Source organism: Streptomyces sp. YKOK-I1, assembly GCF_054660435.1.
Map to the genome: position 1 here is coordinate 6,721,093 of NZ_BAAGDR010000001.1, position 24,018 is coordinate 6,745,110.

Below are 24,018 nucleotides of genomic sequence, written 5' to 3' on the forward strand. Positions count from 1 at the left end.
CAGGAGGCGGGGTTCACCCTGCCATGACCGGGTCCGACTGTGGGGAGAGCATGGACGAGGGGACGCCCCGTGAGGGGGCCTCGGGCGGCAAGGCCGAGGAGGCGGGCGCGGGCACCGGGGACTACGAGCTGGACCTGCCCCTGAACACCGGGGGCGGGGCGGCCGCGGATGACGCAGCCGCCGTGACACCGCCCGACGAGCCGCCCAGGCCACGGCACGACCCCGACCCCTACAGCACCCCGCCCTACGGCCACCCGGGCCCCTGGGCCCCGGCCCCACCCGTCCAGCACCCGGCGACCACACACGCACACCAACAGACACAGGCGCCCACCCCGCCCCCGGCGCAGCCCGCGCCGGAGCCTGCCGAGCCGCCGGCCGCCGCACCGGAAGGCATCACACCCGACCCTGCCACGGCCCCGCCGACACCGCCCCCACCCTCCGCGCCCGCCGCACCCGACCATGCGCCGCTCCCACCCTCCGCGCCCTCCGCGCCCGGCCAGGTGCCGTTCCCGTCTTCCGGGGCTGCCGCGCCCGGCCAGGTGCCGCTCCCACCCTCCGCGCCCGCCGCGCCCGGCCAGGTGCCGTTCCCGTCCTCCCTGGCCGCCCCGCCCGACCTGACACCGCTCCCACCCTCCGCGCCCGACCAGGCGCCGCTCCCACCCTCCGCGCCCGCCGTGTCCGACCACGTGCCCCTCTCGGCTCCCGAGGCCTTTGTGGCCGTCCCGGATCCCACACCCCCCACCCCCTCCGACAACCCCTGGCATCGCTACGACCCCTGGGCCCCCGTGCCCGTCGGGGTGTTGCAGCAGAGCGGGGGCGGTGTGCTCAGTGCGGGGGAGCGGCGGCGGCAGGGGCGGCAGCGGATCGTCGGGGGTGCGTTGGCGCTGGCGCTGGCCTCCGGGGTGCTCGGTGGCGTCGTGGGGGCTCAGTTGGAGCGCACCGGAGGATTCGGCGGCGTGACGCTGCCGCAGGCGTCCGCGGAGCCCACCGGGCGTGCCGCGGACAGCGTCGCGGGCATCGCGGCCCGTGCCCTGCCCAGTGTCGTCACCCTGCACGTCAGCGGCAGCGAGGAGTCCGGCACGGGCACCGGCTTCGTGCTCGACACCAGCGGCCACATCCTCACCAACAACCACGTCGTCGAGCCCGCGGGCGGCGACGGCGAGATAACCGTCGTCTTCAACGGCGGCCAGACCGCGAAGGCGGACGTCGTCGGCCGGGACAGCGGCTACGACCTCGCCGTGGTCAAGGTCAAGGGCGTCAGCGGCCTGCGTCCGCTCCCGCTCGGCAACTCCGACGGCGTCCAGGTCGGCGACCCGGTCGTCGCCATCGGCGCCCCCTTCGATCTGGAGGGCACCGTCACCTCCGGCATCATCAGCGCCAAGGAACGCCCCATCACGGCCGGCGGCGACAGCGGCGACGCGAGCGACGTGTCGTACGTCGACGCCTTGCAGACCGACGCCCCCATCAATCCCGGCAACTCCGGCGGCCCCCTGCTCGACTCCCGGGGCCGGGTCATCGGCATCAACTCCGCCATCCGCTCCGCCGCCGACGGCTCCGACTCCGGCACCGGCGAGGCCGGCTCGATCGGCCTCGGCTTCGCCATCCCCGTCAACCAGGGCAGACGCGTCGCCGAGGAGCTGATCAACACCGGTCACGCGACCCACCCGGTCATCGGTGTCACCCTCGACCTGGACTACGCCGGCGACGGCGCCCGGGTGAGCGCCAAGGGCGGCGACGCCGGTGCCCCGGTCACTCCGGGCGGCCCCGGCGCGCTGGCCGGCATCAAGGCCGGGGACGTGATCACCGAGGTCGACGGCGCCCGGGTCCACTCCGGCACCGAGCTGATCGTCAAGACCCGCGCCCACCGCCCCGGCGACCGCCTGGAACTGACCGTCGAGCGCGACGGCAGGGAACGGACGCTCTCCCTGGTCTTGGGATCGGCTGAGGGTGACTGAGCAGCAGGCTGTGCACAGGGATTGACAGAAACCTCACAGGCCGGACCCCGAAACCCCCTCCGACAAGGCAAACAACGCGGAAAACCGGCCGTGTGCACCCGGTCGGGCAGCGCGGGACAGTACCGGTCGGACAGGTGTGACAGGTACCGTGGACCCGGCCCGGACCACGGAAGACCTGACCTGACCGCCGAGGGCCGAGGACCGCGGACATCCCAAGGAGCTTCAGGTGTTCAATGACATAGGACCGCTCGAGCTGGTGACGATCGTCGTCCTGGCCGTGCTCGTCTTCGGTCCGGACAAGCTCCCGAAGGTCATCCAGGACGTGATGCGCACCGTCCGGAAGATCCGTGAGTTCTCGGAGAGCGCCAAGCACGACATCCGCGCCGAACTGGGGCCGGAGTTCAAGGACTTCGAGTTCGAGGACCTCAACCCCAAGACCTTCATCCGCAAGCAGCTCGACAATGACGAGCTGGGGCTGAAGGAGATCCGCAACGGCTTCGACATCAAGAAGGAGATGGCCGAGGTCACCGAGGCCGTCCACGGCCGCGACACGGACTCCTCTTCTTCGTCCTCCTCTTCGTCTTCCTCGTCCGGCGGGCGCATCGACATGACGAAGAAGCCCGAGGAGCCGGGCAAGGACGACCGCCCGCCCTTCGACTTCGACGCCACGTGATCTTCGCCGCCTGACGGCCGCCTTCCCCGCAGTTCGCGACCGGGTGGCTATGCTGCCTGGTTGTTGTGCGGAGCGGACGAGTACGCCCGAAGGGGGGCGGGCCGGACCGTTCCGTCGAGAGCGAGGAGGCGTCCGGGCATGGAGACGACGAGTCGGGCAGTCGAACAGGCGCCGGCCGCGGAGGGTGGACAGCAGCTCCCCTCCGCTCGGCGCACCGTCGACGGCTACCTGGAGGCGCCCTTCCCGTGGTACGGCCTCGACGAGGCCTTCACGGGGCCGCGCTGGCTGATGCAGGTGGGGACGGCGGCCGACGGGGCCGTCGAACACGGTTCCATCGGACACGGTGACGAACCCTCCGTACGGCACGAGACGGCCGGGGAGGACCGGGGAAGGTTCGCGGTCGTCGTGACCGTCGCCGCCAATCCGTCCCGCAGGAGCGCCGACGGCACGGGGCTCCTGGAGGCCACCTCGGTGTCCTCGGCGGCCTGGCTGGCGGGGGTGGGGCTGCTGTCCTTCACCTGGCCCGGTCAGATGGACCACAGTCTGCGGGACGACTGGCTGGACCAGCAGACGGAGACGGCGTGGGCGCTGGCGGACGACCTCGCCGGGGCCGAGTGGTCGAGCCTCTCCCTGCCGGTGGACGGTGTGCCCACGCCGTTCCACTACCGCGAGTCGGAGTTCGGGTGGGTGCTGGCCGGGTCCACCGAGCAGGGGGTGCACCTGGGGGCGTACGGGAGGGGGATGAGCGCGTATGGGCTCGGGTTCTCCGTGGTGAAGGACATCGCCGAGTACGTGTAGCCATGAAAAAGGTGCCCTCATCGCGGAGGGCACCCCTTCGTCGTACTAGAACTTGTTCTTCGGGGTGATCCCCAAGGAGAGTCCCGAAAGGCCCCTCTGCCGTCCCCCCAGCTTCCCCGCGATCGCCCGCAGCGCCGCGCCCGCCGGAGAGGACGGGTCGGTCAGGACCACCGGCTTGCCCTCGTCGCCGCCCTCGCGGAGGCGGACGTCGATCGGGATGGAGCCGAGGACGGGGACCGTGGCGCCCGTCGTGCGGGTCAGGCCGTCCGCGACGAGCTGACCGCCGCCCGTGCCGAAGACGTCGACCATCTCGCCGCAGTGCGGGCAGGGCAGGCCGGACATGTTCTCGACCACGCCGACGATCTTCTGGTGCGTCTGGACGGCGATCGCGCCCGCGCGCTCGGCCACCTCGGCCGCCGCCTGCTGCGGCGTCGTGACGACCAGGATCTCCGCGTTCGGGACGAGCTGCGCCACCGAGATCGCGATGTCGCCGGTGCCGGGCGGGAGGTCCAGGAGGAGGACGTCCAGGTCGCCCCAGTAGACGTCCGCGAGGAACTGCTGGAGTGCGCGGTGGAGCATCGGGCCACGCCAGACGACCGGGGCGTTGCCGGGCGTGAACATGCCGATGGAGATGACCTTCACACCGTGCGCCGACGGCGGCATGATCATGTTCTCGACCTGGGTCGGACGGCCGTCCGCACCGAGCATGCGCGGCACGCTGTGGCCGTAGATGTCGGCGTCGACCACGCCCACCTTGAGACCGTCGGCCGCCATCGCCGCCGCCAGGTTCACCGTCACCGAGGACTTGCCGACGCCGCCCTTGCCGGACGCCACCGCGTAGACCCGGGTGAGGTTGCCGGGCTTGGCGAAGGGGACCTCGCGCTCGGTCTGACCGCCGCGCAGGGCGTTCGCCAGCTCCTTGCGCTGCTCGTCGCTCATGACGTCGAGCGTGACGTCGACGCGGGTGACACCCTCGACGCCGGAGACGGCCTCGGTCACCCGCTGGGTGATGGTCTCGCGCATCGGGCAGCCCGAGACCGTCAGGTACACGGTGACCGCGACCGCTCCGTCCGCGCCGATCTCCACCGACTTGACCATCCCCAGCTCGGTGATGGGTCGGTTGATCTCGGGGTCGTTCACCGTCGCCAGTGCCTCGCGCACCGCGTCTTCGCTAGCCATAAGGACGATGGTACGGCGCTCCCGGGGGCCCGCGGCCAGCCCCTCAGCGGTCGTCTGCGTCACGTCCCGGCAACCGATCTGCCGGGAATACCACCTTGCCCTCGTGACCTCCGTGGCCGTCGCGCCGGTCGTCCAGCTCCTTGAGCATGTCCTGCAGCTCGTTGCGGATCCAGTCGCGGGTGGCGACCTCGCCCAGACCCATCCGCAGCGCCGCCACCTCCCGGGTGAGGTACTCGGTGTCGGCGATCGACCGCTCGTTCTGCTTGCGGTCCTGTTCGAGGTTGACGCGGTCGCGGTCGTCCTGCCGGTTCTGCGCGAGCAGGATCAGCGGGGCCGCGTAGGACGCCTGGAGGGACAGCATCAGGGTGAGGAAGATGAAGGGGTAGTTGTCGAAGCGCAGGTCGTGCGGGGCGAAGACGTTCCACAGCACCCACACGATGATGACGACCGTCATCCAGACGATGAACCGCCCGGTGCCCAGGAAGCGCGCGATGCGCTCGGACAGCCGGCCGAAGGCCTCCGGGTCCCACTCGGGCACCAGCCGGCGCCGGGGCGGGCGCGGCTGGTCGAGCCGGGCGCGCGGGCGGGTGGTCGCGGTGGCGCCGGAGGGGGTGCGCTCCCGCGCGTTCTCCCGTGTGCCGTCGCGCTCAGGAGCCATGGGGGACCACCCCCTTGCCCGACGCGCCGCCCGCCTGGCCGCCGCCCTCGTCGTCCGCCTCGTCGTTCAGGTGGAACTCCGTCTCCCGCCAGTCCTCGGGCAGCATGTGGTCCAGTACGTCGTCCACGGTGACCGCGCCGAGCAGCGCTCCCGCCTCGTCCACCACGGGCGCCGCGACCATGTCGTACGTCGCGAAGAACCCGGCGACGATCGGGAGCTGCGCCTCCGGGTCGAGCGCCTGCAGGTCGTCGTCGAGGACCGCGCTGACCAGCGTGTACGGCGGTTCGCGCAGCAGCCGCTGGAAGTGCACCGTGCCCAGGTACTTGCCGGTGGGCGTCTCGTCGGGCGGACGGCAGACGTACACCTGGGCGGCGAGCGCCGGGGACAGGTCGGGGTTGCGGACGCGCGCGAGGGCGTCGGCGACGGTGGCGTCCGGGCGCAGGATGATCGGCTCGGTGGTCATCAGACCGCCGGCCGTGTGCTCCTCGTACGACATCAGCCGTCGCATGTCGGCCGCGTCGTCGGGCTGCATCAGGCTCAGCAGCCGCTCCTTGTCCGCCTCGGGCAGCTCGGCCAGCAGGTCGGCCGCGTCGTCGGGGTCCATGGCCTCCAGGACGTCCGCCGCGCGCTCCTCCTTCAGCTTGCCGAGGATCTCGATCTGGTCGTCCTCGGGCAGCTCCTCCAGGACGTCGGCGAGCCGGTCGTCGTCGAGGGCGGCGGCGACCTCCGCGCGCCGTTTGGCGGAGAGGTGGTGCAGGACGTTGGCGAGGTCGGCGGGGCGCAGCTGCTCGAAGGTGGCGAGCAGGCTCTCGGCGCCCTGTCCGTGCTCCTCCAGGGAGAACCCGGTCACCGCCGACCAGCCGACCGTGAGCGTCTCGCCCTTGGCCCGCCGGAAGGCGCCGCCCTTCCTGCCCTTGCGGACGAAGACACGGGTGATCTCCCAGTCCCGGCGGGCCGGCAGCTGCTGCACGGACACATCGAGGACGGTGACCTCCTCGTCGGTCTCGACGAGGGTGACGCGCCGGTCGAGCAGCTCCCCGAAGACGAGCCGCTCGGTGGGCCGCTGCTCGAAGCGGCGGACGTTGAGCACGCCGGTGGTGATGACCTGGCCCGACTCGATGCCGGTCACCCGGGTCATGGGCAGGAAGATACGGCGCCGGGTGGACAGTTCGACGACCAGGCCGAGCAGCCGCGGGGGACGGCGTCCGACGCGCAGCATGACGACCAGGTCGCGCACCCGGCCCACCTGGTCGCCGTTGGGGTCGAAGACCGGGACACCGGCGAGGTGCGAGACGAAGATCCGGGGGGCACCGGCTGCCATGACTGTGGTTCCCTGCTTCCTTTTGCGTACTGCGGTGCGGCTGGCCTCGTTTTCCGGACCGCCTTCCCAATTGCCCGCTCCTGCGGGCTTCAGGCTAGCCCGTCCCGATCGGATATGCCCTGGTGAGCGGTCCGGACGGACCCGTTCCAAGGACGGTCCGGGACCCCGGTACGCTGCCGTACGCCGCTCGGTACACCCCCGCAGAAAGGCGGCCTTCTCTGTGACTGCGAATCCCCGGAGCCGTACCCGCCGGGCCGCGCTGGTGAGCGCGCTGTGCGCACTGGTCGTGGGCCTGGGAGCGGGGTGCAGCGAGGATCCGGACGCGGGCACGAACGGGGTGGGCAAGCTGCCCGCCGCGCAGATCCAGGCGAAGACCAAGACGGCCGCCGGGGCGGTGGACGCGGTGCAGCTGTCGGGGACCGTGGTCACCAGCGGCCGTACGTACAAGCTCGACATGCGGCTGAAGGAGGACGGCGGCACCGGGTCGGTGACCTCGGAGGGGGCCACCTTCCATCTGCTGCGGGTCGGCGAGCAGCTCTTCCTGAAGGCCGACTCGGCGTTCTGGACCCATGAGGACGGCACGTCCGACGACGACGCCAAGGACACGGCCGCCGCGGACAAGCTCGACGGCAAGTATGTGAAGGTCCCGTCGGGGGACCCCTCGTACAAGAAGTTCAGCGTCTTCACGGACAAGGACCTCCTTCTCGACGGTCTGCTGACCCTGCACGGTTCGGTGAAGACGGACGGCCACCACGAGCAGTCCGGCACGCGCACCATCCGCATCACCGGGGACGGTGGCGACGGCGGCACCCTGGACGTCTCCCTGGAGGGCGAGCCGTACCCCCTGCGCCTGGTCCGGGCAGGCGGCGCGGGCACCCTGACCTTCTCGTCCTGGGGCAAGGACTTCGCCCTGGAGGAGCCCCGGAAGGGCGAGACGGTGGATTACGGCAAACAGCTCCCGACGTCGTAGACGGTCCTGAGGGAGGCGCGCGCAGCGCGCTCCCTCAGGGGCGCGGGGAACTGCGCGACCAGCCCCCACCGTCCCGCACCCGAGGAACTAGGGCGTGTTGCGAAAGTCCCGCCTGCCGCCCGACGCCCGGCACGCACTCTCGCCGCACCGGGCGAAAACCCAAGTACATCCAGTACGAGGGCTTCCGCCCGGCACGCCGAGAGCACGCACCGGACGCCGGTCGGCCCGCCCTCCGGGCGGACGACGGGACTTTCGCAACACGCCCTAGCCCTTCCGCCGACGCCGCACCAACAACTTCGGCAACCCCGCGGGGATCGCCTCCCGCGTAGTGGCCGGCGAAGGCACCGGCCGGGCTGCCAGATCCCCGTCGGGCAACGGCAGCACACCCCCCGTCGGCTCCAGCCGCAGCACCCGGCACTCCCGCGCCCAGCGCTCCGGCATGGCCTCACCGTCGGACGCGTTCAGCCGCTTGCCCTTCAGCTCGGCGACAGCCGCCTCCCACGGCTCGGACCCCGGCGCGAGCTGGACGACCGCGGCCGTCCAGGAGACCAGCCGGCCCCCCTTGTCCTTGCTGCGCACGGTCACCTCGGCGGTGCCGCCCCCGGAGAGCCCCGGCAGCGGCTGCTCGCCGGGCCCGTCGCCGACGACGCAGGCCGCGCCTTCGTGCCACACGTGCCACAGCGCCCGCGCGGCCGGTTCGCCCGTGCCCCGGACCCAGATGAGGCCGGACTTCTTGGTGGCCTCCTCGACGAGGGCCTGGTCGAGCTGCTCGCTAGTCATGGGCTCAGCGTATCCAGCCGTGCTCAGAGCCAGCCGTTGCGCTTCAGGGTGCGGTGGATGCCGACACACATCCCGACCATGACCGTCATGACGACGGGGTAGCCGAACTTCCAGTGCAGTTCCGGCATGTAGTCGAAGTTCATGCCGTACACCCCGCAGACCATCGTCGGTACGGCGATGATGGCCGCCCAGGACGTGATCTTGCGCATGTCCTCGTTCTGGGCGACGGAGGCCTGCGCGAGGTTGGCCTGGAGGATCGAGTTGAGCAGCTCGTCGAAGCCGACGACCTGCTCCTGGACGCGGGCGAGGTGGTCGGCGACGTCCCGGAAGTACTTCTGGATGTCGGGGTCGACCAGCCGCATCGGCCGCTCGCTGAGCAGCTGCATCGGCCGCAGCAGCGGGGAGACGGCCCGCTTGAACTCCAGCACCTCACGCTTGAGCTGGTAGATCCGGCCGGCGTCGGTGCCGCGCGGGGTGCCCTTGCGGCCCGGCGAGAACACCTCGGTCTCGACCTCGTCGATGTCGTCCTGCACGGCGTCGGCGACCGCGATGTACCCGTCGACGACGTGGTCGGCGATGGCGTGCAGCACGGCCGAGGGGCCCTTGGCGAGCAGCTCGGGGTCGTCCTGGAGACGGTGGCGCAGCGCGCGCAGGGAGCCCTGGCCGCCGTGCCGGACGGTGATGAAGAAGTCCTTGCCGGTGAAGCACATGACCTCACCGGTCTCCACGACCTCGCTGTTGGCGGTCAGCCGGTCGTGCTCGACGTAGTGGATGGTCTTGAAGACGGTGAACAGGGAGTCGTCGTAGCGCTCCAGCTTGGGGCGCTGGTGGGCCTGCACCGCGTCCTCCACGGCCAGCGGGTGCAGTCCGAACTCGCCCGCGATACCGGAGAATTCGGCCTCGGTCGGCTCGTGCAGCCCGATCCACACGAAGCCGCCGTCGCGCCGCACCTGGCGCATGGCCTCCTGCGGGGTCAGCGCGTGCCCGAACTCCACGCGGGAGCCGTCGCGGTAGACCGCGCAGTCGACGACGGCCGACGGCATCGCGGGGTCACGGGTGGTGTCGTAGGCGCCGGTGTCCACCCGGACCCCGCCCTTGCGGACGCTGCCCTTGAGCAGGGAGGGACGGGCGGGACGGACCACGGCACGCAGGTCGCGGATCATCGACATGGCAGGGCTCCTTCGCGTCGGGCAACGAAAGGCCGTTGTGACGGGTGGAACTACCCGGAATGGGGACGTCCTGCTTCGGATGTTTGGCACGTCCACAAAGCGGGGAGCACCGCACCGTCGCGGTGGCGAGTTTCGCTGCTGATTCAGCTACTGCTTCAGATCAGACAGATCAGGCACAACGAAACGAAGTGCTCTTCCGCGTGAAGACGCGAACAGGAAAGGCGGCGGTCAGCCGGAACCCAAGGGAAGCTGCATCAGCGGCCGGAAGAGCGAGTGGTACTGCACGGGTGACTTCGATCCATGACAGCCCCACCTCCTCCAGCCGGTCCCTCGTAAGGGAGTCCCATCGGCGTCGAGGCAAGATCGCGACGCTTCTGCGTGCTGCCCCGAACCACCGGCCCAGAGTATCAGCCACCTGAAGTGTCAAGGCGCTGCTTTGCCCGGTACTGACGAGTTCTATGCTCGCGACATGGCTGATGTTCTTCCTCTCGTCGAGGCCCGGTTGCGTATGGCGCTGGGCGAGCCGGACGCCCGCGCGGCGGTCACCTTCCTCGGTACGGACCGTATCGAGGTGCTCCGTTTCCACGAGGGCGACATCGTCCGCTACGCCACGCTCGGCATGTCCGCGCAGCCGATGACGGACCCCACCGCGGTGCTCGCCGACCCCGTCAAGGGCCCCCGCGTCGAGCTGGTCCTCTCCGTGCGGGGCGGACTGGCCGAGACCGACAAGGTGCTCCGCCCCTTGGCCGTGCTCGCCGCGTCTCCGCAGGTCGAGGGGGTGGTCGTGGCGCCCGGCGCATCCCTGGACGTGGGGGAACCCCTGTGGCCGGGCGCCCCGTTCACCTCGGTCCTGGTCGCCGAGCCGGGCGGCCTGGTCGGGGACCTGGACCTGGACGAGCCGCTGGACCCGGTCCGCTTCCTCCCGCTGCTGCCCATGACCCCGAACGAGGCCGCCTGGAAGCGGGTGCACGGCGCCCAGGCCCTCCAGGAGCGCTGGCTGACGAACGGGACGGATCTCCGGGATCCCGCCCGCAGGTCCGTCCCGCTCGACTGACGCTTCGTGAGGAAGGTCACCAACCGGTGGCCGAAAAGCTTCGGTTGGCAAAGCCCCGGGCGCCCCGGTGATCCGTGGGCCCGTCAGTTCGCGAACGCGCCGACGGAGTCCTCGGTGGCGTGTCGCACCGTCAGTTCCTCGACCTCGTGCGTGAGGGCCTTCCGCCGTACGACGACCACGACCGCGCCGAGGACAGCGGTGACCGCCGCGACCACGAACGGGACATGGATGTCGGTCCACTCCTCGATCTTCGGCGCGAAGTAGGGCGCGGCCGCCGCGGCGAACCACCGCACGAAGTTGTAGCCCGCGCTCGCCACCGGCCGCGGCGCGTCGGACACGCCCAGCGCCAGCTCGGTGTACACGGTGTTGTTCACGCCGATGAACGCGCCGGACAGGACCGTGCAGACGATCGCCGTGGTGTGCGAGCCGTAGCCGAGCACCAGCACATCGGCCGCGAGCAGCACCAGCGAGCCGCCGAGCACCTTCAGCGAGCCGAACCGCTCCTGCAGCCGGGGCGCCACGACCACCGAGAACACGGCGAGCAGCACGCCCCACGCGAAGAACACGGCCCCCGACTTGTAGGGGGTCATGTCCAGCACGAACGGGGTGAAGGCCAGCACGGTGAAGAACGTGTAGTTGTAGAAGAACGCCGAGGCCGCCGCGGAGGCGAGGCCGCCGTGGCCGAGCGCCTTCACCGGGTCGAGCAGCGAGGTCCTCCGGGCGGGCTTGGGCTGTTCCTTCAGGAACGCGGTGACGCACAGGAAGCCGACCGCCATCAGGACCGCGGTGCCGAAGAAGGGGTAGCGCCAGCTGGCGTCGCCGAGCACCGCGCCGAGCAGGGGGCCGCAGGCCATGCCGAGGCCGAGGGCGGACTCGTACAGCAGGATCGCGGCGGCGCTGCCGCCGGCCGCCGCGCCGACGATGACGGCGAGGGCCGTCGAGACGAAGAGGGCGTTGCCGAGGCCCCAGCCGGCGCGGAAGCCGACGAGTTCGGCGACCGAGTCCGAGGTGCCGGCCAGGCCCGCGAAGACCACGACGAACGCGAGCCCGAGCAGCAGGGTGCTGCGGCCGCCGATCCGGCTGGAGACGAAGCCCGTCACCAGCATGGCGAACGCGGTGATCAGGAAGTACGAGGTGAAGAGCAGGGAGACCTGGCTGGGTGTGGCGTCGAGACCCTGCGCGATGGACGGCAGGATCGGGTCGACCAGTCCGATGCCCATGAAGGCGACGACGGAGGCGCCGGCCGTCGCCCACACCGCCCTGGGCTGACGCAGAAGACCGGAAATAGTTGGCATATACACACGATAAGTTAGGTCGGCTAATTAATGCAAGCTGCATGTATCTTCTCCCGGTGAACCCGTTCCGGCCGGACGGGGGATCGTCCTTGACGTGGGCCAGCTCGGGTAGGACCGTGGGGCCCTATGAGGGGCGAACCCAGTTGCCCGAAGTGTGGTGGCCGGGTCAGGGCTCCCGGACTCTTCTCCGACTCCTGGCAGTGCGATGTGCACGGGACGGTGCATCCACTCCAGCCCGTGATCCCGCCCAGCGTCGAGGCCCTCAGTGTCGTGGTGCACCGCACCCAGGTGCCCGTGTGGATGCCGTGGCCCCTGCCGGTCGGGTGGCTGTTCACGGGGGTGACGTACGCCGGTGACGACCGCAGCGGCGGTCGCGCGACCGCCGTCGCCTGCTCCGGGCCCGGCCCGCTGGGCGGGGTGGCCGAGCTGATTCTCGTCGCGGAGGAGCTGGGGGTGGGGCTCGGTGCGCGGTACGCCGGGGTCGACGGGCCGGACCCCGGGCCGTACATGAGCGTCGAGAAACCCGCGCAGGCGAAGGTGCTGGCCGTCGGCCGGCCCACGCCGTTGTGGCATGTCTCCGGGGTGCCGGACGACCGGGCCGTGTTCGCGGGGGAGGCTCGCGGGCTGTGGTTGTGGGCGGTGATGTGGCCCGAGCAGGCCGGGCTGCTGATGTACGACGAGCTGGTGCTGACGGATCTGCGGGATGCGGGGGCGGAGGTGGAGCTGGTGCCGTGTGGGGCTTTGTCGCCCCGGTTGCTCAAGCCGTAGGGGGTGCGTTGTCGGGTGCGGGTGCGGGTGCGGGTGCGGGTGTGCTGTGGCTGGTCGCGCAGTTCCCCGCGCCCCTGAGGGTGTTGCCCGCGCCCTGGGTGTAGGGGGTGAACCCTCCTTTCGGGTGTGACATCGGGTGTTCGAATCTGGGCTATGCTGAGGCGTCCCTTCCGTATGTCGTCCCGCTGGGAGTTCGTTCGTGCGTATCGATCTGCACTGCCACTCCACGGCGTCCGACGGCACGGACACGCCCGCCGAGCTGGTGCGGAACGCTGCCGCCGCCGGGCTGGACGTCGTCGCGCTGACCGATCACGACACCACCCGCGGGTACGCGGAGGCGATCGGCGCGCTGCCCGAAGGGCTCACCCTGGTCACCGGTGCCGAACTGTCGTGCCGGATCGACGGGGTCTCCATGCACATGCTGGCCTACCTCTTCGACCCCGAGGAGCCCGCCCTGCTCGCCGAGCGCGAGCTGGTGCGGGACGACCGGGTGCCGCGGGCGCGCGGCATGATCGCCAAGCTCCAGGGGCTGGGCGTGCCCGTCACCTGGGAGCAGGTCGAGCGGATCGCCGGTGACGGTTCCGTGGGGCGCCCGCATGTCGCGACCGCGCTGGTCGAGCTCGGGGTCGTGCCCAGCGTGAGCGACGCCTTCACCCAGGACTGGCTCGCCGACGGCGGCCGGGCCTGTGTCGAGAAGCACGAGACGGACCCCTTCGACGCGATCCGGCTGGTCAAGGGTGCGGGCGGGGTCGCCGTCTTCGCGCACCCGGGCGCCAGCAAGCGCGGCCGTACGGTCCCCGAGTCCGCGATCGCCGAGCTGGCCGCCGCCGGCCTCGACGGCATCGAGGTCGACCACATGGATCACGACGAGGACACCCGCGCCCGGCTGCGCGGACTGGCGAAGGACCTCGGGCTCCTCGTCACCGGCTCCTCCGACTACCACGGCAGCCGCAAGACCTGTGTGCTCGGCGAGTACACCACCGACCCCGAGGTGTACGGGGAGATCACCCGGCGTGCCACCGGGGCGTTCCCCGTGCCGGGGACCGGCGGGGCCTGAGGATCGCCTCCGCCCGTCCGCCCTCCCTCTTTCCCGCAAGGCCTCTGTACTGATGTTCGATGTCGCCGTCTTCGGCTCCCTGTTCCTGACCCTGTTTGTCATCATGGATCCCCCGGGGATCACCCCGATCTTCCTCGCCCTGACCGCCGGACGTCCCGGCAAGGTGCAGAAGCGGATGGCGTTCCAGGCCGTCTGCGTCGCGGGCGGTGTCATCGCCGTCTTCGGGCTCCTCGGGCACCAGATCCTGAGCTATCTGCACGTCTCCGTGCCCGCGCTGATGATCGCGGGCGGGCTGCTGCTCCTGCTGATCGCACTGGACCTGCTCACCGGCAAGACCGACGAGCCGAAGCAGACCAAGGACGTCAACGTGGCGCTCGTGCCGCTGGGCATGCCGCTGCTGGCCGGGCCGGGCGCGATCGTCTCGGTCATCCTGGCCGTGCAGAAGGCCGACAGCGTCGCCATGCAGGCGTCGGTGTGGGCGGCGATCCTCGCCGTCCATGTCGTGCTGTGGCTGGTGATGCGCTACTCGCTGCTGATCATCCGCGTCATCAAGGATGGTGGAGTGGTCCTGGTGACCCGGCTCGCGGGCATGATGCTCTCCGCGATCGCCGTGCAGCAGATCATCAACGGCGTCACCCAGGTCGTCCGCGCGAGCTGACCGGCGTGCACACGCAGAGCCCCGTACGGCGATCGGCGCCGTACGGGGCTCTGAAGTGTGTAAGGTCCCGCGGACTACGAGGCCGCGGAGTCGGCCGGTCGGATCCACAGCCGCTGCCCGATGGCGGCGGCGTCCTGCACGATCCGGTTGACGGAGGCGGCGTCCACAACGGTGCTGTCCACGGGCGTGCCGTCGACGTCGTCGAGTCGCATGATTTCGAAGCGCACGGGCTTCTCCCTTCGTCTGGTCATCCTCCTGGAGGATTGCTCGTTACATGAGTAGTCAACGGGCTGCGTGTTACAAACATTCCCTACGCTAAAGAAATTTTTCGAACGACTAATTACCCGTTGGTAAGAGTGTGTACGGAGACTGAACGGGATCGGTTGTGTTCACAGCGTGACCGCCGGGACAATGGAGGCGATGAACGACGACCTCCCGGCCCTCGCCGCCCGCATCGACCGCACGAACGAGCTGCTGACCCGCATGCTCGCCGAGGTGGCCAAGACGCCCTCGACCCATGCGATCTTCGTCGACGCGGGGTACCTCTACGCCGCCGCGGGCCGGCTGATCGCCGGGACGGAGGACCGCAGGGCCTTCGACCTAGACGCCGAGGGGCTGATCGAGGCGCTCATCGACCGCGCCCGCTCGATCTTCGCGGACAGCAGACTGCTGCGCGTCTACTGGTACGACGGCGCCCGGCGCCGCATCCACACCGCCGAGCAGCAGTCCATCGCCGAACTCCCCGACGTCAAGGTCCGGTTGGGCAACCTCAATGCCAACAACCAGCAGAAGGGCGTCGACTCGCTGATCCGGACCGACCTGGAGTCACTGGCCCGGCACCGCGCCATCAGCGACGCGGCCCTGCTCGGCGGCGACGAGGACCTGGTCTCGGCGGTGGAGGCCGCGCAAGGGTACGGCGCCCGCGTCCACCTGTGGGGCATCGAGGCACCGGAGGGCCGCAACCAGGCCGAGCCGCTGCTCTGGGAGGTCGACAGCCAGCGCACCCTCGACCTCGACTTCTTCAAGCCGTACGTCGTCCGGCGCACCTCCCCCGCCTACGAGGCGGGCGGCGTGAGCAGGCCCACCCGCGAGGACGTCCGGTTCGTCGGCGCCCAGATCGCGGCGAAGTGGCTCGCGGCGCGCGGCCGGGAAGCCCTGGTCGAGCTGCTGCCCGGCCACCCCTACCTGCCCGGCTCCGTCGACCAGGACCTCCTCGTGGAGGCCGAGGGCATCCTGCAGTACTCCCTGCGCGGCCAGTCCGACCTGCGGCGCGCCCTGCGCGACGGGTTCTGGGAGCACGTACAGACGCAGTACTAGCCGTTCCGGGGGTGCCGGTCCCAGAAGTCGGCGAGGCCCTGGGCCGTCTCCAGCGGCCGGTCCAGGTTCGGGGAGTGCTCGGCATCCGGGACGACGGTCCGGTCGGCCCGCAGCCGTACGGCCATCTCGTCCAGCAGCGGCAGCGGCCAGGTGTCGTCCCGCGCGCCCGACAGGACGTGGAACGGCAGCGGAACGGCGGCGAGTTCGGCGACACGGTCCGGCTCCGCGCACAACTGACGGCCCGTGGCGAGAAGCTGGGCGGGCTTGTGGTTCAGCCAGCGCAGCCGCAGCTGCTCCGGATCCCCGAAGCCGCGCGCCGGACCGCCGACCTCCTCCGGCGGGCCCATCGCCACGATCGCCTCCCACACCTCGGGCATCGTCATCACGGCGAGCGCGTCGTGCAGCAGTTTCACCCGCAGTTTCTGCGACTGGGAGATCTCGGCCGGGCCGGAGGACATCAGGGTGAAGGACACGAAGGGGGAGTGGTCCAGCACGACCGCCGCACGCGCGATCTGGCCGCCCAGGGAGTGCCCGACCAGATGCACGGGGGTGCCGAGCGCCGCCGCCTGCGCGAGGACGTCCCGGGCCAACTCCTCGCGGGCGTAAGGAGTTTCGTCGTCGACCGGCCCGTCGGACTCGTTCTGTCCGCGTCCGTCCACCGCGACCGTCCGGTAGCCGCGCGCCGTCAGCGGCCCGTGCAAGTGGTGGAAGTCCTCCTTGCTGCCGGTGAAGCCGGGCATCAGCAGCACCACGCCCCGCTCCTCGACACCGGTCGCGGCCGGCGAGTCGACGACGGCGAAGTCACCGCGCGCGGTCCGCAGCGCGTACGCGCGGGCACCGGGAGGCGGGGGGAAGGGGGTCGAGGAGGAGGTCGGCCTGGTCACGTGCTGAGGCTACCCGCAGGGGTGGACGGGGACGCCGACGGCCCGGCTCCTCCGAGGGGAGGAGCCGGGCCGTCGGTCCGTGCGGCCGGTGCCGGTCAGCCGTCCGTGGGCTCCGCGGCGGCCGTCGCCTTACGGGTGCGACGCACCCTCGGCTTCTCCTCGGCGGCCTCGGCCGGGGCGGCGACCGCGGTCTTGCGGGTGCGCCGCGGCTTGGCCTCCGCCTCCTCGGCCGTGGCCTGCGCCGGGATCTCGGCCGTCACCGTGGTGGCGGCGGTCTTGCGGGTGCGCCGCGGCTTGACCTCGGCTGCCTCGACGGCTTCCGCCGGTGCGGCGGCGGTCGTCTTGCGGGTGCGGCGGGGCTTGACCTCGACCGCCTCGGTGGCCTCGGCCGTGTCGACGGCGGCTTCCGCGGGTGCGGTGGCGGCGGTCTTGCGGGTGCGCCGCGGCTTGACCTCGGCTGCCTCGACGGCTTCCGCCGGGGCGGCAGCGGTCGTCTTGCGCGTGCGGCGCGGCTTGACCTCGACCGCCTCGGCCGTGTCGACGGCGGCTTCCGCGGGTGCGGTGGCGGCGGTCTTGCGGGTGCGCCGCGGCTTGACCTCGGCTGCCTCGACGGCTTCCGCCGGGGCGGCAGCGGTCGTCTTGCGGGTGCGGCGCGGCTTGACCTCGGCCTCCACGGCGGTGGCCTGGGCCGGGATCTCGGCCGTGGCGGCCGTCTCCGGGGCCTCGGCGGCCTTGCGCGTGGTCCGGCGGCGGGGCTTGGCCTCGACGGCCTCGGCGGTGTCGACGGCGGCCTCGGCCGGGGCGGCGACCGCGGTCTTGCGGGTGCGCCGCGGCTTGACCTCGGTCGCTTCGACGGCCTCGGCGGCCTCGGCCGTGTCGACGGCGGCTTCCGCGGGTGCGGCGGCAGCGGTCTTCCGCGTGCGGCGCGGCTTGGTCGGCGTGCCCTCGGCGGTGTCGACGGCGGCTTCCGCCGGGGCGGTGGCCGTGGTCTTGCGGGTGCGGCGCGGCTTGACCTCGACCGCCTCGACCGCCTCGGCCGTGTCGACCGCGGCTTCCGCGGGTGCGGTGGCCGTGGTCTTGCGCGTGCGGCGCGGCTTGGCCGCGGCGGCCTCGGCGGTGTCGACCGCGGTCTCGGCCGGGGCGGCAGCGGCGGTCTTCCGCGTGCGGCGGGGCTTGACCTCGGTGACCTCGACGACCTCCGTGACCGGGGCCGACTCGACCGTCTCGACGACGGCCTCGGCGGCCGGAGCCGCGGCTGTGGTCCTGCGGGTGCGGCGGCGCGGCGCGGCGGGGGCCTCGGGTGCCGCCTCCGTGCCCTCGGCCGTGGCCACGGCCGCTTCGGCGGCCGGGGTCTGAGCCGACGTCAGCCCGGTCGCGACGGCCGTCTCCATGGCCGGGGCGGTCTCCGTGGAGCGGCGGGTGCGGCGACGGCGCGGCTTGGCCGGGGCCTCCGCGGCCTGCGGTGCCTCGGGGGCGTCCAGGGACGGCCCCTCCGCGGTCGTCAGGGCCGCCTCCGCGGCCTCCGGCGCGGCAGACGTCACAGCGGTCACGGCAGCCGCCTCGGCGGCCGCTCCGGCGCGTGTACGGCGTCGGCGGCGCGGGGTGCGGGACGTCGCGGCCTCCTCGGCCACCGGCGTCTGCTCCGTCGTCGAGACCTCCGGCGCTCCGTCGAGCACGGTCCCGCCGCGCGTACGGCGTCGGCGGCGCGGCGTACGGGCCGGACGCTCGCGCTCGCCGGAGCGGTCGGCGGAACGGGACTCGCCCCGGCCGCCGCGCTCGCCCCGGCCACCGCGTGCACCGCGGCCGCCCGGCTCGCCCAGGTCCTCGAGCTCCTCCGCGTCCAGCCCCGCGCGCGTGCGCTCGGAGCGCGGCAGGACACCCTTGGTGCCCGCGGGGATGCTCATCTCCTCGTAGAAGTGCGGGGAGGTGGAGTACGTCTCCGGCGGATCGTTGAACGACAGCTCCAGCGCCTTGTTGATCAGCTGCCAGCGCGGGATGTCGTCCCAGTCGACGAGCGTCACCGCGATGCCCTTGGCGCCCGCGCGGCCCGTACGGCCGACGCGGTGCAGGTACGTCTTCTCGTCCTCGGGGGTCTGGTAGTTGATGACGTGGGTGACACCCTCGACGTCGATGCCGCGCGCGGCGACGTCGGTGCAGACGAGGACGTCCACCTTGCCGTTGCGGAAGGCGCGCAGCGCCTGCTCGCGCGCCCCCTGGCCGAGGTCGCCGTGGACCGCGCCGGAGGCGAAGCCGCGCTGCTTGAGCTGGTCGGCGAGGTCGGCGGCGGTGCGCTTGGTGCGGCAGAAGATCATGGCGAGGCCACGGCCGTCGGCCTGGAGGATGCGCGCGACCATCTCCGGCTTGTCCATGTTGTGCGCGCGGTACACGTGCTGCGAGATGTTCGCGACGGTCACGCCCTCGTCGTCCGGCGCGGTGGCGCGGATGTGCGTGGGCTGCGACATGTACCGGCGGGCGAGCCCGATGACCGCGCCCGGCATGGTCGCCGAGAACAGCATGGTCTGGCGGCGCGCCGGCAGCAGGTTGATGATCTTCTCGACGTCGGGCAGGAAGCCCAGGTCGAGCATCTCGTCGGCCTCGTCGAGGACGAGGGACCTGATGTGCTGGAGGTTGAGCTTCTTCTGGCCCGCGAGGTCGAGGAGCCGGCCCGGGGTGCCGACGACGACGTCGACGCCCTTCTTGAGGGCCTCGACCTGGGGCTCGTAGGCCCGGCCGCCGTAGATGGCGAGTACGCGCACGTTGCGCACCTTGCCGGCGGTCAGCAGGTCGTTGGTGACCTGGGTGCACAGCTCGCGCGTGGGGACGACGACGAGCGCCTGCGGGGCCTCGGTGAGGTCCTCGGGCTTCGCCCGGCCGGCCTCGACGTCGGCGGGGACGGTCACGCGCTCGAGGAGCGGGAGTCCGAAGCCGAGCGTCTTGCCGGTGCCGGTCTTGGCCTGGCCGATGACGTCCGTGCCCGACAGGGCCACGGGGAGCGTCATCTCCTGGATGGGGAAGGGAGTGGTGATGCCGACGGCCTCCAGGGCCTCGGCGGTCTCGGGAAGGATTCCGAGCTCTCGGAACGTCGTAGTCAGGGTGCTGCCTCTTCTGTGTACGCGGTGCGAGGCGAGCGCGGGGGTCTTTGACGGACCGTGCCGGGGACGTCGGCTGCCTTACGGGCAAACCGCATGCGGCAAGCCGTATGGCACGGGACCTCTGCCGACGCTCTAGCGCTCGTACCGCTGGAGGGTGTCCCTCCGGTCGTCGTACGCGATGTGCCGTACGGCCGGGGAGGGCTGTCGGGTCGGAGCCGATCGGGCCACCGACCGGGCATCCTCATACGTGCGGCCCGTCGAATATTCGGCAGGCGCATTACCACCATACCCCGGAATCGCGCACATGCGATGGCCGATTCGGTCACGTTGTGGTTGTCACACCGTCGGACGCGGTCGTCCGCGTCGTCGTGGTCACACTGATTGACCAGGGACTTCCGTCGCGTGGTGAGCGGGCTATTGTGCGCTGCATGACCACCTCTGACAAGCCTGAGAACGCCTCCGAAGAGCCTGCCGAGTCCACTGAAACCGTCACGGGGATCGCCGCCCAGGACTGGGCGCAGGCCTCCGCCGATCCGCAGTACCGGGCCGCGGTCGTGGACCTGCTCGGCGCCCTCGCGTACGGCGAGCTGGCCGCGTTCGAGCGGCTCGCGGAGGACGCCAAGCTGGCGCCCACGCTGGAGGACAAGGCGGAGCTGGCGAAGATGGCCTCGGCCGAGTTCCACCACTTCGAGCGGCTGCGCGACCGGCTCACGGAGGTCGGTGAGGAGCCGACCGCGGCCATGGAGCCGTTCGTCGCCGCGCTCGACGGCTTCCACCGTCAGACGGCGCCCTCGGACTGGCTGGAGGGCCTGGTCAAGGCGTACGTCGGCGACTCGATCGCCAGTGACTTCTACCGGGAGGTCGCCGTCCGTCTGGACAGCGACTCGCGCGCCCTGGTGCTCGCCGTGCTCGACGACACCGGTCACGCCGGCTTCGCCGTGGACCGGGTCCGCGCGGCGATCGACGCCGACCCGCGCGTGGGCGGACGGCTCGCGCTGTGGGCGCGCCGGCTGATGGGTGAGGCGCTGTCGCAGTCCCAGCGGGTGGTCGCCGACCGGGACGCGCTGTCGACGATGCTCGTGGGCGGTGTCGCGGACGGCTTCGACCTCGCCGAGGTCGGCCGGATGTTCTCCCGGATCACCGAGGCCCACACCAAGCGGATGGCCGCGCTGGGGCTCGCGGCCTGAGAGCCCCGGGCCCGGGAGGTTACGCCGGGGCCGAGCGGCGGCGCAGCCGGCCGGCCGGGCGCAGCAGCAGGGAGACCGAGGCGACGGAGACGACCGCCGCGCCGGCCAGGCTCGGCAGCAGGGTGCCGGAGCCCAGCGCGCTGTGGGTGACGAAGTCACCGAACAGGGCTCCGGCGACACCCGTCGCGAGGACGAGGGCGCGGACCGGCAGGCGGTGGGACAGGCGCTGGAGCGCCACCCACGCGAGCGCGAGACCGAGCACAGCGGAGCCGAGCGCTTCCAAGATCATGTGGGTCCCTCCCGGGCGGCGGGCCGTGCACCAAGGTCACAGCCCGTCCTACCCGTGACCTGCGGAAGGCAATCCTCCTGTGTGGACCACTCGTGCGTCGCCGGTGAACGTGCGAAGGGGCCCGGCGGTCGTGCTGACCGCCGGGCCCCTTCTCGCGATGCGTGCGCTCTGCTCGTGCCTTGCAGCGCTTGTGCCCTGCTCGTGGCTTGCTCGTGCCCCGCTCGTGCCTTACAGCGCGCCGAAGCCCACCTTGCGCGGGGCCGGCTCGCCCAGCTCGACGTAGGCCAGCCGGTCGGCCGGTACGAGGACCTTGCGGCCGTGCTGGTCCACGAGGCTGAGCAGCTGCGACTTGCCGGCCAGTGCCTCGGCCACCACGCGCTCGACTTCCTCGGGAGTCTGACCGCTCTCCAGAACGATCTCGCGGGGCGCGTGCTGCACGCCGATCTTGACCTCCACGGCTATGTCCCTCCGACGGTCATGGGGTGCGCGGGCGTCCGCGCCGTACGCTGCACACATTAGCCCGGTGAGGGGACGTACACGGCGTGGCCGTCCACGCCAGGAGCGAACAGCGGGCGGGAACAAACGGACGAGCCGTGCCGTGGCTCAGTGCTGATCGGTGCCGTGCAGCGGGTACCCGGCGATGCCCCGCCACGCCAGCGAGGCCAGGAGCTGCACCGCCTGGTCGCGCGGGACGCTGCGGTCGCTGTGCAGCCAGGAGCGGGCGACGACCTGGGCCAGACCGCCCAGACCGGAGGCCAGCAGCATCGACTCCGGGCGGGAGAGGCCCGTGTCCTCGGCGATGACGTCGCAGATCGCCTCGGCGCACTCGGTGGTGACCTTGTCGACGCGCTCGCGCACCGCGGGCTCGTTCGTCAGGTCCGACTCGAAGACCAGGCGGAAGGCCCCGCCGTCGTCCTCGACGTACGCGAAATAGGCGTCCATCGTGGCGCGGACGCGCTGCTTGTTGTCGGTGGTCGACGCGAGCGCGCCCCGCACCGCCTGGATCAGCGACTCGCAGTGCTGGTCCAGCAGCGCGAGGTAGAGGTCGAGCTTGCCCGGGAAGTGCTGGTACAGCACCGGCTTGCTGACGCCCGCCCGCTCGGCGATGTCGTCCATGGCGGCGGCGTGGTAGCCCTGCGCCACGAAGACCTCCTGGGCGGCGCCCAGCAGCTGATTCCGTCGGGCACGGCGCGGCAGGCGCGTGCCTCGCGGGCGTGCCGCCTCTGTCTGCTCGATGGCTGTCACGCCGCCTCCCAAAGTCGTCCTCATGCGGTGAGCGCCGCGCCGCCATCGTACTTTTCGGTAACCGTGTGGCGCGCGGTGCGAGCGCAGAATTTCACGGACCGGACGCTCACAAAAGCGGTACAGAAGGTTTTGAAGTGGTGCAGTCCGGGCAGAATGCTGCCTCGCTCCTGTTCGGGAGGGGCCGTGCGGTCAGCGGTAGTCGTCCTCGTCCAGTGAGACGACGCGCGCCTGTTCGACGAGATCCGCCTCGTTCGCCCGCGCGGGGTCCACGCCCTCCAGAGGATCGTCGCGCCCCGGGGGGACGTCCGCGTACTCCTCGGCGGCCGCGTTCTCCGGTGCCTCGACGTCGATCTCCCCGAAGTCGTCGTCCTCTTCCGCGAACGTCTCGGGGTCGGTGGGGTCAATCGCCATGGTGGGCTCCCTTCCAACGGACGCCCCCGGAACACGCGGGGGCCACAAGCGGGTGCCCTCAGTACGAGCCTAGGAGACACCCGTTTCGGACGCTATGCGATGTGCCCACGAATCGCGCCGGTATCGATACCCGCCCCGCGCCCCTCTTGTGACGCCGAACACACATGGTCGCACGTGATCGTCTCGTAACATTGCCCGCATGTCTTCGACCGAGCTGCCTTCCGTGCCGCCCACCAGTGTGCTGCCGAAGGTGGCCTCCGTCAGGGTCGCGGAGGGCGAGCGGCTGCGGTCCGTCGGTCTGCCGGGCGTCACCCTGACCGTCCGGTCCCGGCCCCCCGCGCGTGAGGGGCTCGAACCCGCTCTGTTCGTCCATGGCCTCGGCGGTTCCTCGCAGAACTGGTCCGCTCTGATGGCCGGGCTCGACGGGGCCGTGGCGGGCGAGGCCGTCGACCTGCCCGGTTTCGGCGACTCCCCGCCGCCGGACGACGGCGACTACTCCATCACGGCACACGCGCGTGCCGTGATCCGCTACCTCGACGCCTCCGCCCGCGGCCCGGTGCACCTCCTCGGCAACTCCCTCGGCGGCGCGGTGTCCACGCGCGTCGCCGCGGTGCGCCCCGACCTGGTCCGCACCCTGACCCTGGTCTCACCGGCCCTGCCCGAACTGCGTGTGCAGCGCACCGCCATCCCGACCGGGCTCGCCGGCCTGCCCGGGGTGACCGCGCTCTTCAGCCGGCTCACCCGGGAGTGGACGGCCGAGCAGCGCGTCAGAGGCGTCCTCGCGCTCTGTTACGGCGATCCCGGCCGTGTCTCCCCGGAGGCGTTCCGGCACGCGGTGGAGGAACTGGACCGGCGGCTGCAACTGCCGTACTTCTGGGACGCGCTGACCCGCTCCACGCGCGGGCTGCTCAGCGCCTACACCCTGGGCGGACAGCACGGGCTGTGGCGCCAGGCCGAGCGCGTCCTCGCACCCACCCTGCTGATCTACGGCGGCCGCGACCAGCTCGTCGGCTTCCGTATGGCCCAGCGCGCCGCCCGCGCCTTCCGCGACTCCCGTCTGCTCACCCTGCCGGACGCCGGGCATGTGGCGATGATGGAGTACCCGGAGACGGTGGCCGCCGCCTTCCGCGAGCTGCTCGCCGAGACCGCCGACGCGAAACCGGGGGGCTGAGACTCACGTGGGACGCCACAGCCGGCGTGGACCCGCGCCCAAGAGCGCACCCAAGAACCCTTCCCGTGCCTCCTCGGCGGTTCCCGG

The 24,018-nt window shown here is 71.7% G+C and carries 24 protein-coding genes; 11 read left to right on the forward strand and 13 right to left on the reverse strand.

The window, feature by feature from the left end:
- Nucleotides 1–50 precede the first annotated feature (50 nt).
- The 3 genes from ACYQ8Q_RS30075 to ACYQ8Q_RS30085 all read left to right on the forward strand — a co-directional run bounded on the left by ACYQ8Q_RS30075 (nt 51) and on the right by ACYQ8Q_RS30085 (nt 3,426).
- Nucleotides 51–1,955: a S1C family serine protease gene (locus ACYQ8Q_RS30075; protein WP_460069178.1), complete on the forward strand. Its 1,905-nt coding sequence runs from the start codon at nt 51–53 to the stop codon at nt 1,953–1,955.
- A gap of 226 nt (nt 1,956–2,181) precedes the next feature.
- A complete protein-coding gene (locus ACYQ8Q_RS30080; protein WP_460069181.1) occupies nt 2,182–2,628 on the forward strand; it encodes a sec-independent translocase in 447 nt (148 codons plus the stop codon).
- A gap of 138 nt (nt 2,629–2,766) precedes the next feature.
- Nucleotides 2,767–3,426: a hypothetical protein gene (locus ACYQ8Q_RS30085; protein ID WP_460069183.1), complete on the forward strand. Its 660-nt coding sequence runs from the start codon at nt 2,767–2,769 to the stop codon at nt 3,424–3,426.
- Nucleotides 3,427–3,471: 45 nt separating this feature from the next.
- Here the strand turns inward: ACYQ8Q_RS30085 and ACYQ8Q_RS30090 are convergent, their stop codons facing one another.
- The 3 genes from ACYQ8Q_RS30090 to ACYQ8Q_RS30100 are packed head-to-tail and all read right to left on the reverse strand — an operon-like array spanning nt 3,472 to nt 6,584.
- Nucleotides 3,472–4,605: an Mrp/NBP35 family ATP-binding protein gene (locus ACYQ8Q_RS30090; RefSeq protein WP_460069184.1), complete on the reverse strand. Its 1,134-nt coding sequence runs from the start codon at nt 4,603–4,605 to the stop codon at nt 3,472–3,474.
- 43 nt (nt 4,606–4,648) lie between these two features.
- Complete coding sequence (locus ACYQ8Q_RS30095) at nt 4,649–5,263, reverse strand: DUF1003 domain-containing protein (RefSeq protein WP_460069186.1); 615 nt, start codon at nt 5,261–5,263, stop codon at nt 4,649–4,651.
- Nucleotides 5,253–6,584 carry a magnesium transporter MgtE N-terminal domain-containing protein gene (locus tag ACYQ8Q_RS30100; protein WP_460069188.1) on the reverse strand — a complete coding sequence of 444 codons (1,332 nt, stop codon included), beginning with the start codon at nt 6,582–6,584 and terminating at the stop codon, nt 5,253–5,255. Before ACYQ8Q_RS30100 ends, ACYQ8Q_RS30095 begins: the two co-directional genes overlap by 11 nt.
- A gap of 220 nt (nt 6,585–6,804) precedes the next feature.
- Between ACYQ8Q_RS30100 and ACYQ8Q_RS30105 the strand changes: the two genes are divergently transcribed.
- Complete coding sequence (locus ACYQ8Q_RS30105; protein ID WP_460069190.1) at nt 6,805–7,554, forward strand: hypothetical protein; 750 nt, start codon at nt 6,805–6,807, stop codon at nt 7,552–7,554.
- 264 nt (nt 7,555–7,818) lie between these two features.
- Here ACYQ8Q_RS30105 and ACYQ8Q_RS30110 read toward each other — a convergent pair whose 3' ends face one another.
- Together ACYQ8Q_RS30110 and ACYQ8Q_RS30115 are read right to left on the reverse strand one after the other, a co-directional pair.
- Nucleotides 7,819–8,334, reverse strand: coding sequence for a hypothetical protein (locus ACYQ8Q_RS30110; protein WP_460069191.1), 516 nt, complete (start codon nt 8,332–8,334; stop codon nt 7,819–7,821).
- Nucleotides 8,335–8,357: 23 nt separating this feature from the next.
- A complete protein-coding gene (locus tag ACYQ8Q_RS30115; RefSeq protein ID WP_460069193.1) occupies nt 8,358–9,503 on the reverse strand; it encodes a magnesium and cobalt transport protein CorA in 1,146 nt (381 codons plus the stop codon).
- A 469-nt stretch (nt 9,504–9,972) separates the two neighbouring features.
- Between ACYQ8Q_RS30115 and ACYQ8Q_RS30120 the strand changes: the two genes are divergently transcribed.
- The gene (locus ACYQ8Q_RS30120) at nt 9,973–10,557 is read left to right on the forward strand and encodes a suppressor of fused domain protein (protein WP_460069196.1); all 585 of its coding nucleotides are present in this window, start codon (nt 9,973–9,975) and stop codon (nt 10,555–10,557) included.
- Between the two features lie 83 nt (nt 10,558–10,640).
- Here the strand turns inward: ACYQ8Q_RS30120 and ACYQ8Q_RS30125 are convergent, their stop codons facing one another.
- On the reverse strand, nt 10,641–11,852 hold the full coding sequence (locus ACYQ8Q_RS30125) for an MFS transporter (RefSeq protein WP_460069198.1): 1,212 nt from the start codon (nt 11,850–11,852) through the stop codon (nt 10,641–10,643).
- A gap of 126 nt (nt 11,853–11,978) precedes the next feature.
- On the opposite strand from ACYQ8Q_RS30125, the gene ACYQ8Q_RS30130 reads away from it, so the two are divergent.
- From ACYQ8Q_RS30130 to ACYQ8Q_RS30140, 3 genes are all read left to right on the forward strand, one after another.
- Complete coding sequence (locus tag ACYQ8Q_RS30130) at nt 11,979–12,620, forward strand: DUF6758 family protein (RefSeq protein ID WP_460069201.1); 642 nt, start codon at nt 11,979–11,981, stop codon at nt 12,618–12,620.
- Between the two features lie 199 nt (nt 12,621–12,819).
- Complete coding sequence (locus tag ACYQ8Q_RS30135) at nt 12,820–13,677, forward strand: PHP domain-containing protein (protein WP_460069203.1); 858 nt, start codon at nt 12,820–12,822, stop codon at nt 13,675–13,677.
- 52 nt (nt 13,678–13,729) lie between these two features.
- Entirely contained in the window at nt 13,730–14,335 is a 606-nt protein-coding gene (locus ACYQ8Q_RS30140; protein WP_460069206.1) for a MarC family protein, read from the forward strand.
- Between the two features lie 74 nt (nt 14,336–14,409).
- Here the strand turns inward: ACYQ8Q_RS30140 and ACYQ8Q_RS30145 are convergent, their stop codons facing one another.
- Nucleotides 14,410–14,562: a hypothetical protein gene (locus ACYQ8Q_RS30145; RefSeq protein ID WP_099054039.1), complete on the reverse strand. Its 153-nt coding sequence runs from the start codon at nt 14,560–14,562 to the stop codon at nt 14,410–14,412.
- A gap of 193 nt (nt 14,563–14,755) precedes the next feature.
- On the opposite strand from ACYQ8Q_RS30145, the gene ACYQ8Q_RS30150 reads away from it, so the two are divergent.
- Nucleotides 14,756–15,652, forward strand: coding sequence for an NYN domain-containing protein (locus ACYQ8Q_RS30150; RefSeq protein ID WP_460069208.1), 897 nt, complete (start codon nt 14,756–14,758; stop codon nt 15,650–15,652).
- On the opposite strand, the gene ACYQ8Q_RS30155 is transcribed toward ACYQ8Q_RS30150, so the two are convergent.
- The gene (locus tag ACYQ8Q_RS30155; protein WP_460069211.1) at nt 15,649–16,536 is read right to left on the reverse strand and encodes an alpha/beta fold hydrolase; all 888 of its coding nucleotides are present in this window, start codon (nt 16,534–16,536) and stop codon (nt 15,649–15,651) included. The two genes, ACYQ8Q_RS30150 and ACYQ8Q_RS30155, sit on opposite strands and share 4 nt — an antisense overlap.
- A gap of 95 nt (nt 16,537–16,631) precedes the next feature.
- The gene (locus ACYQ8Q_RS30160; protein ID WP_460069214.1) at nt 16,632–19,535 is read right to left on the reverse strand and encodes a DEAD/DEAH box helicase; all 2,904 of its coding nucleotides are present in this window, start codon (nt 19,533–19,535) and stop codon (nt 16,632–16,634) included.
- A gap of 512 nt (nt 19,536–20,047) precedes the next feature.
- Between ACYQ8Q_RS30160 and ACYQ8Q_RS30165 the strand changes: the two genes are divergently transcribed.
- Nucleotides 20,048–20,815 (forward strand): ferritin-like fold-containing protein, encoded by a 768-nt coding sequence (locus ACYQ8Q_RS30165; protein WP_460073554.1) that lies wholly within the window; start codon nt 20,048–20,050, stop codon nt 20,813–20,815.
- A gap of 19 nt (nt 20,816–20,834) precedes the next feature.
- On the opposite strand, the gene ACYQ8Q_RS30170 is transcribed toward ACYQ8Q_RS30165, so the two are convergent.
- The 4 genes from ACYQ8Q_RS30170 to ACYQ8Q_RS30185 form a co-directional block, all read right to left on the reverse strand.
- A complete protein-coding gene (locus tag ACYQ8Q_RS30170; protein ID WP_460069216.1) occupies nt 20,835–21,104 on the reverse strand; it encodes a hypothetical protein in 270 nt (89 codons plus the stop codon).
- 228 nt (nt 21,105–21,332) lie between these two features.
- Nucleotides 21,333–21,560 (reverse strand): DUF3107 domain-containing protein, encoded by a 228-nt coding sequence (locus ACYQ8Q_RS30175; protein ID WP_030784015.1) that lies wholly within the window; start codon nt 21,558–21,560, stop codon nt 21,333–21,335.
- A 147-nt stretch (nt 21,561–21,707) separates the two neighbouring features.
- On the reverse strand, nt 21,708–22,349 hold the full coding sequence (locus ACYQ8Q_RS30180) for a TetR/AcrR family transcriptional regulator (RefSeq protein WP_460069218.1): 642 nt from the start codon (nt 22,347–22,349) through the stop codon (nt 21,708–21,710).
- A 189-nt stretch (nt 22,350–22,538) separates the two neighbouring features.
- Nucleotides 22,539–22,760, reverse strand: coding sequence for a hypothetical protein (locus ACYQ8Q_RS30185; protein ID WP_460069219.1), 222 nt, complete (start codon nt 22,758–22,760; stop codon nt 22,539–22,541).
- 199 nt (nt 22,761–22,959) lie between these two features.
- Between ACYQ8Q_RS30185 and ACYQ8Q_RS30190 the strand changes: the two genes are divergently transcribed.
- Nucleotides 22,960–23,931: an alpha/beta fold hydrolase gene (locus ACYQ8Q_RS30190; protein WP_460069221.1), complete on the forward strand. Its 972-nt coding sequence runs from the start codon at nt 22,960–22,962 to the stop codon at nt 23,929–23,931.
- Nucleotides 23,932–24,018: the final 87 nt, after the last annotated feature.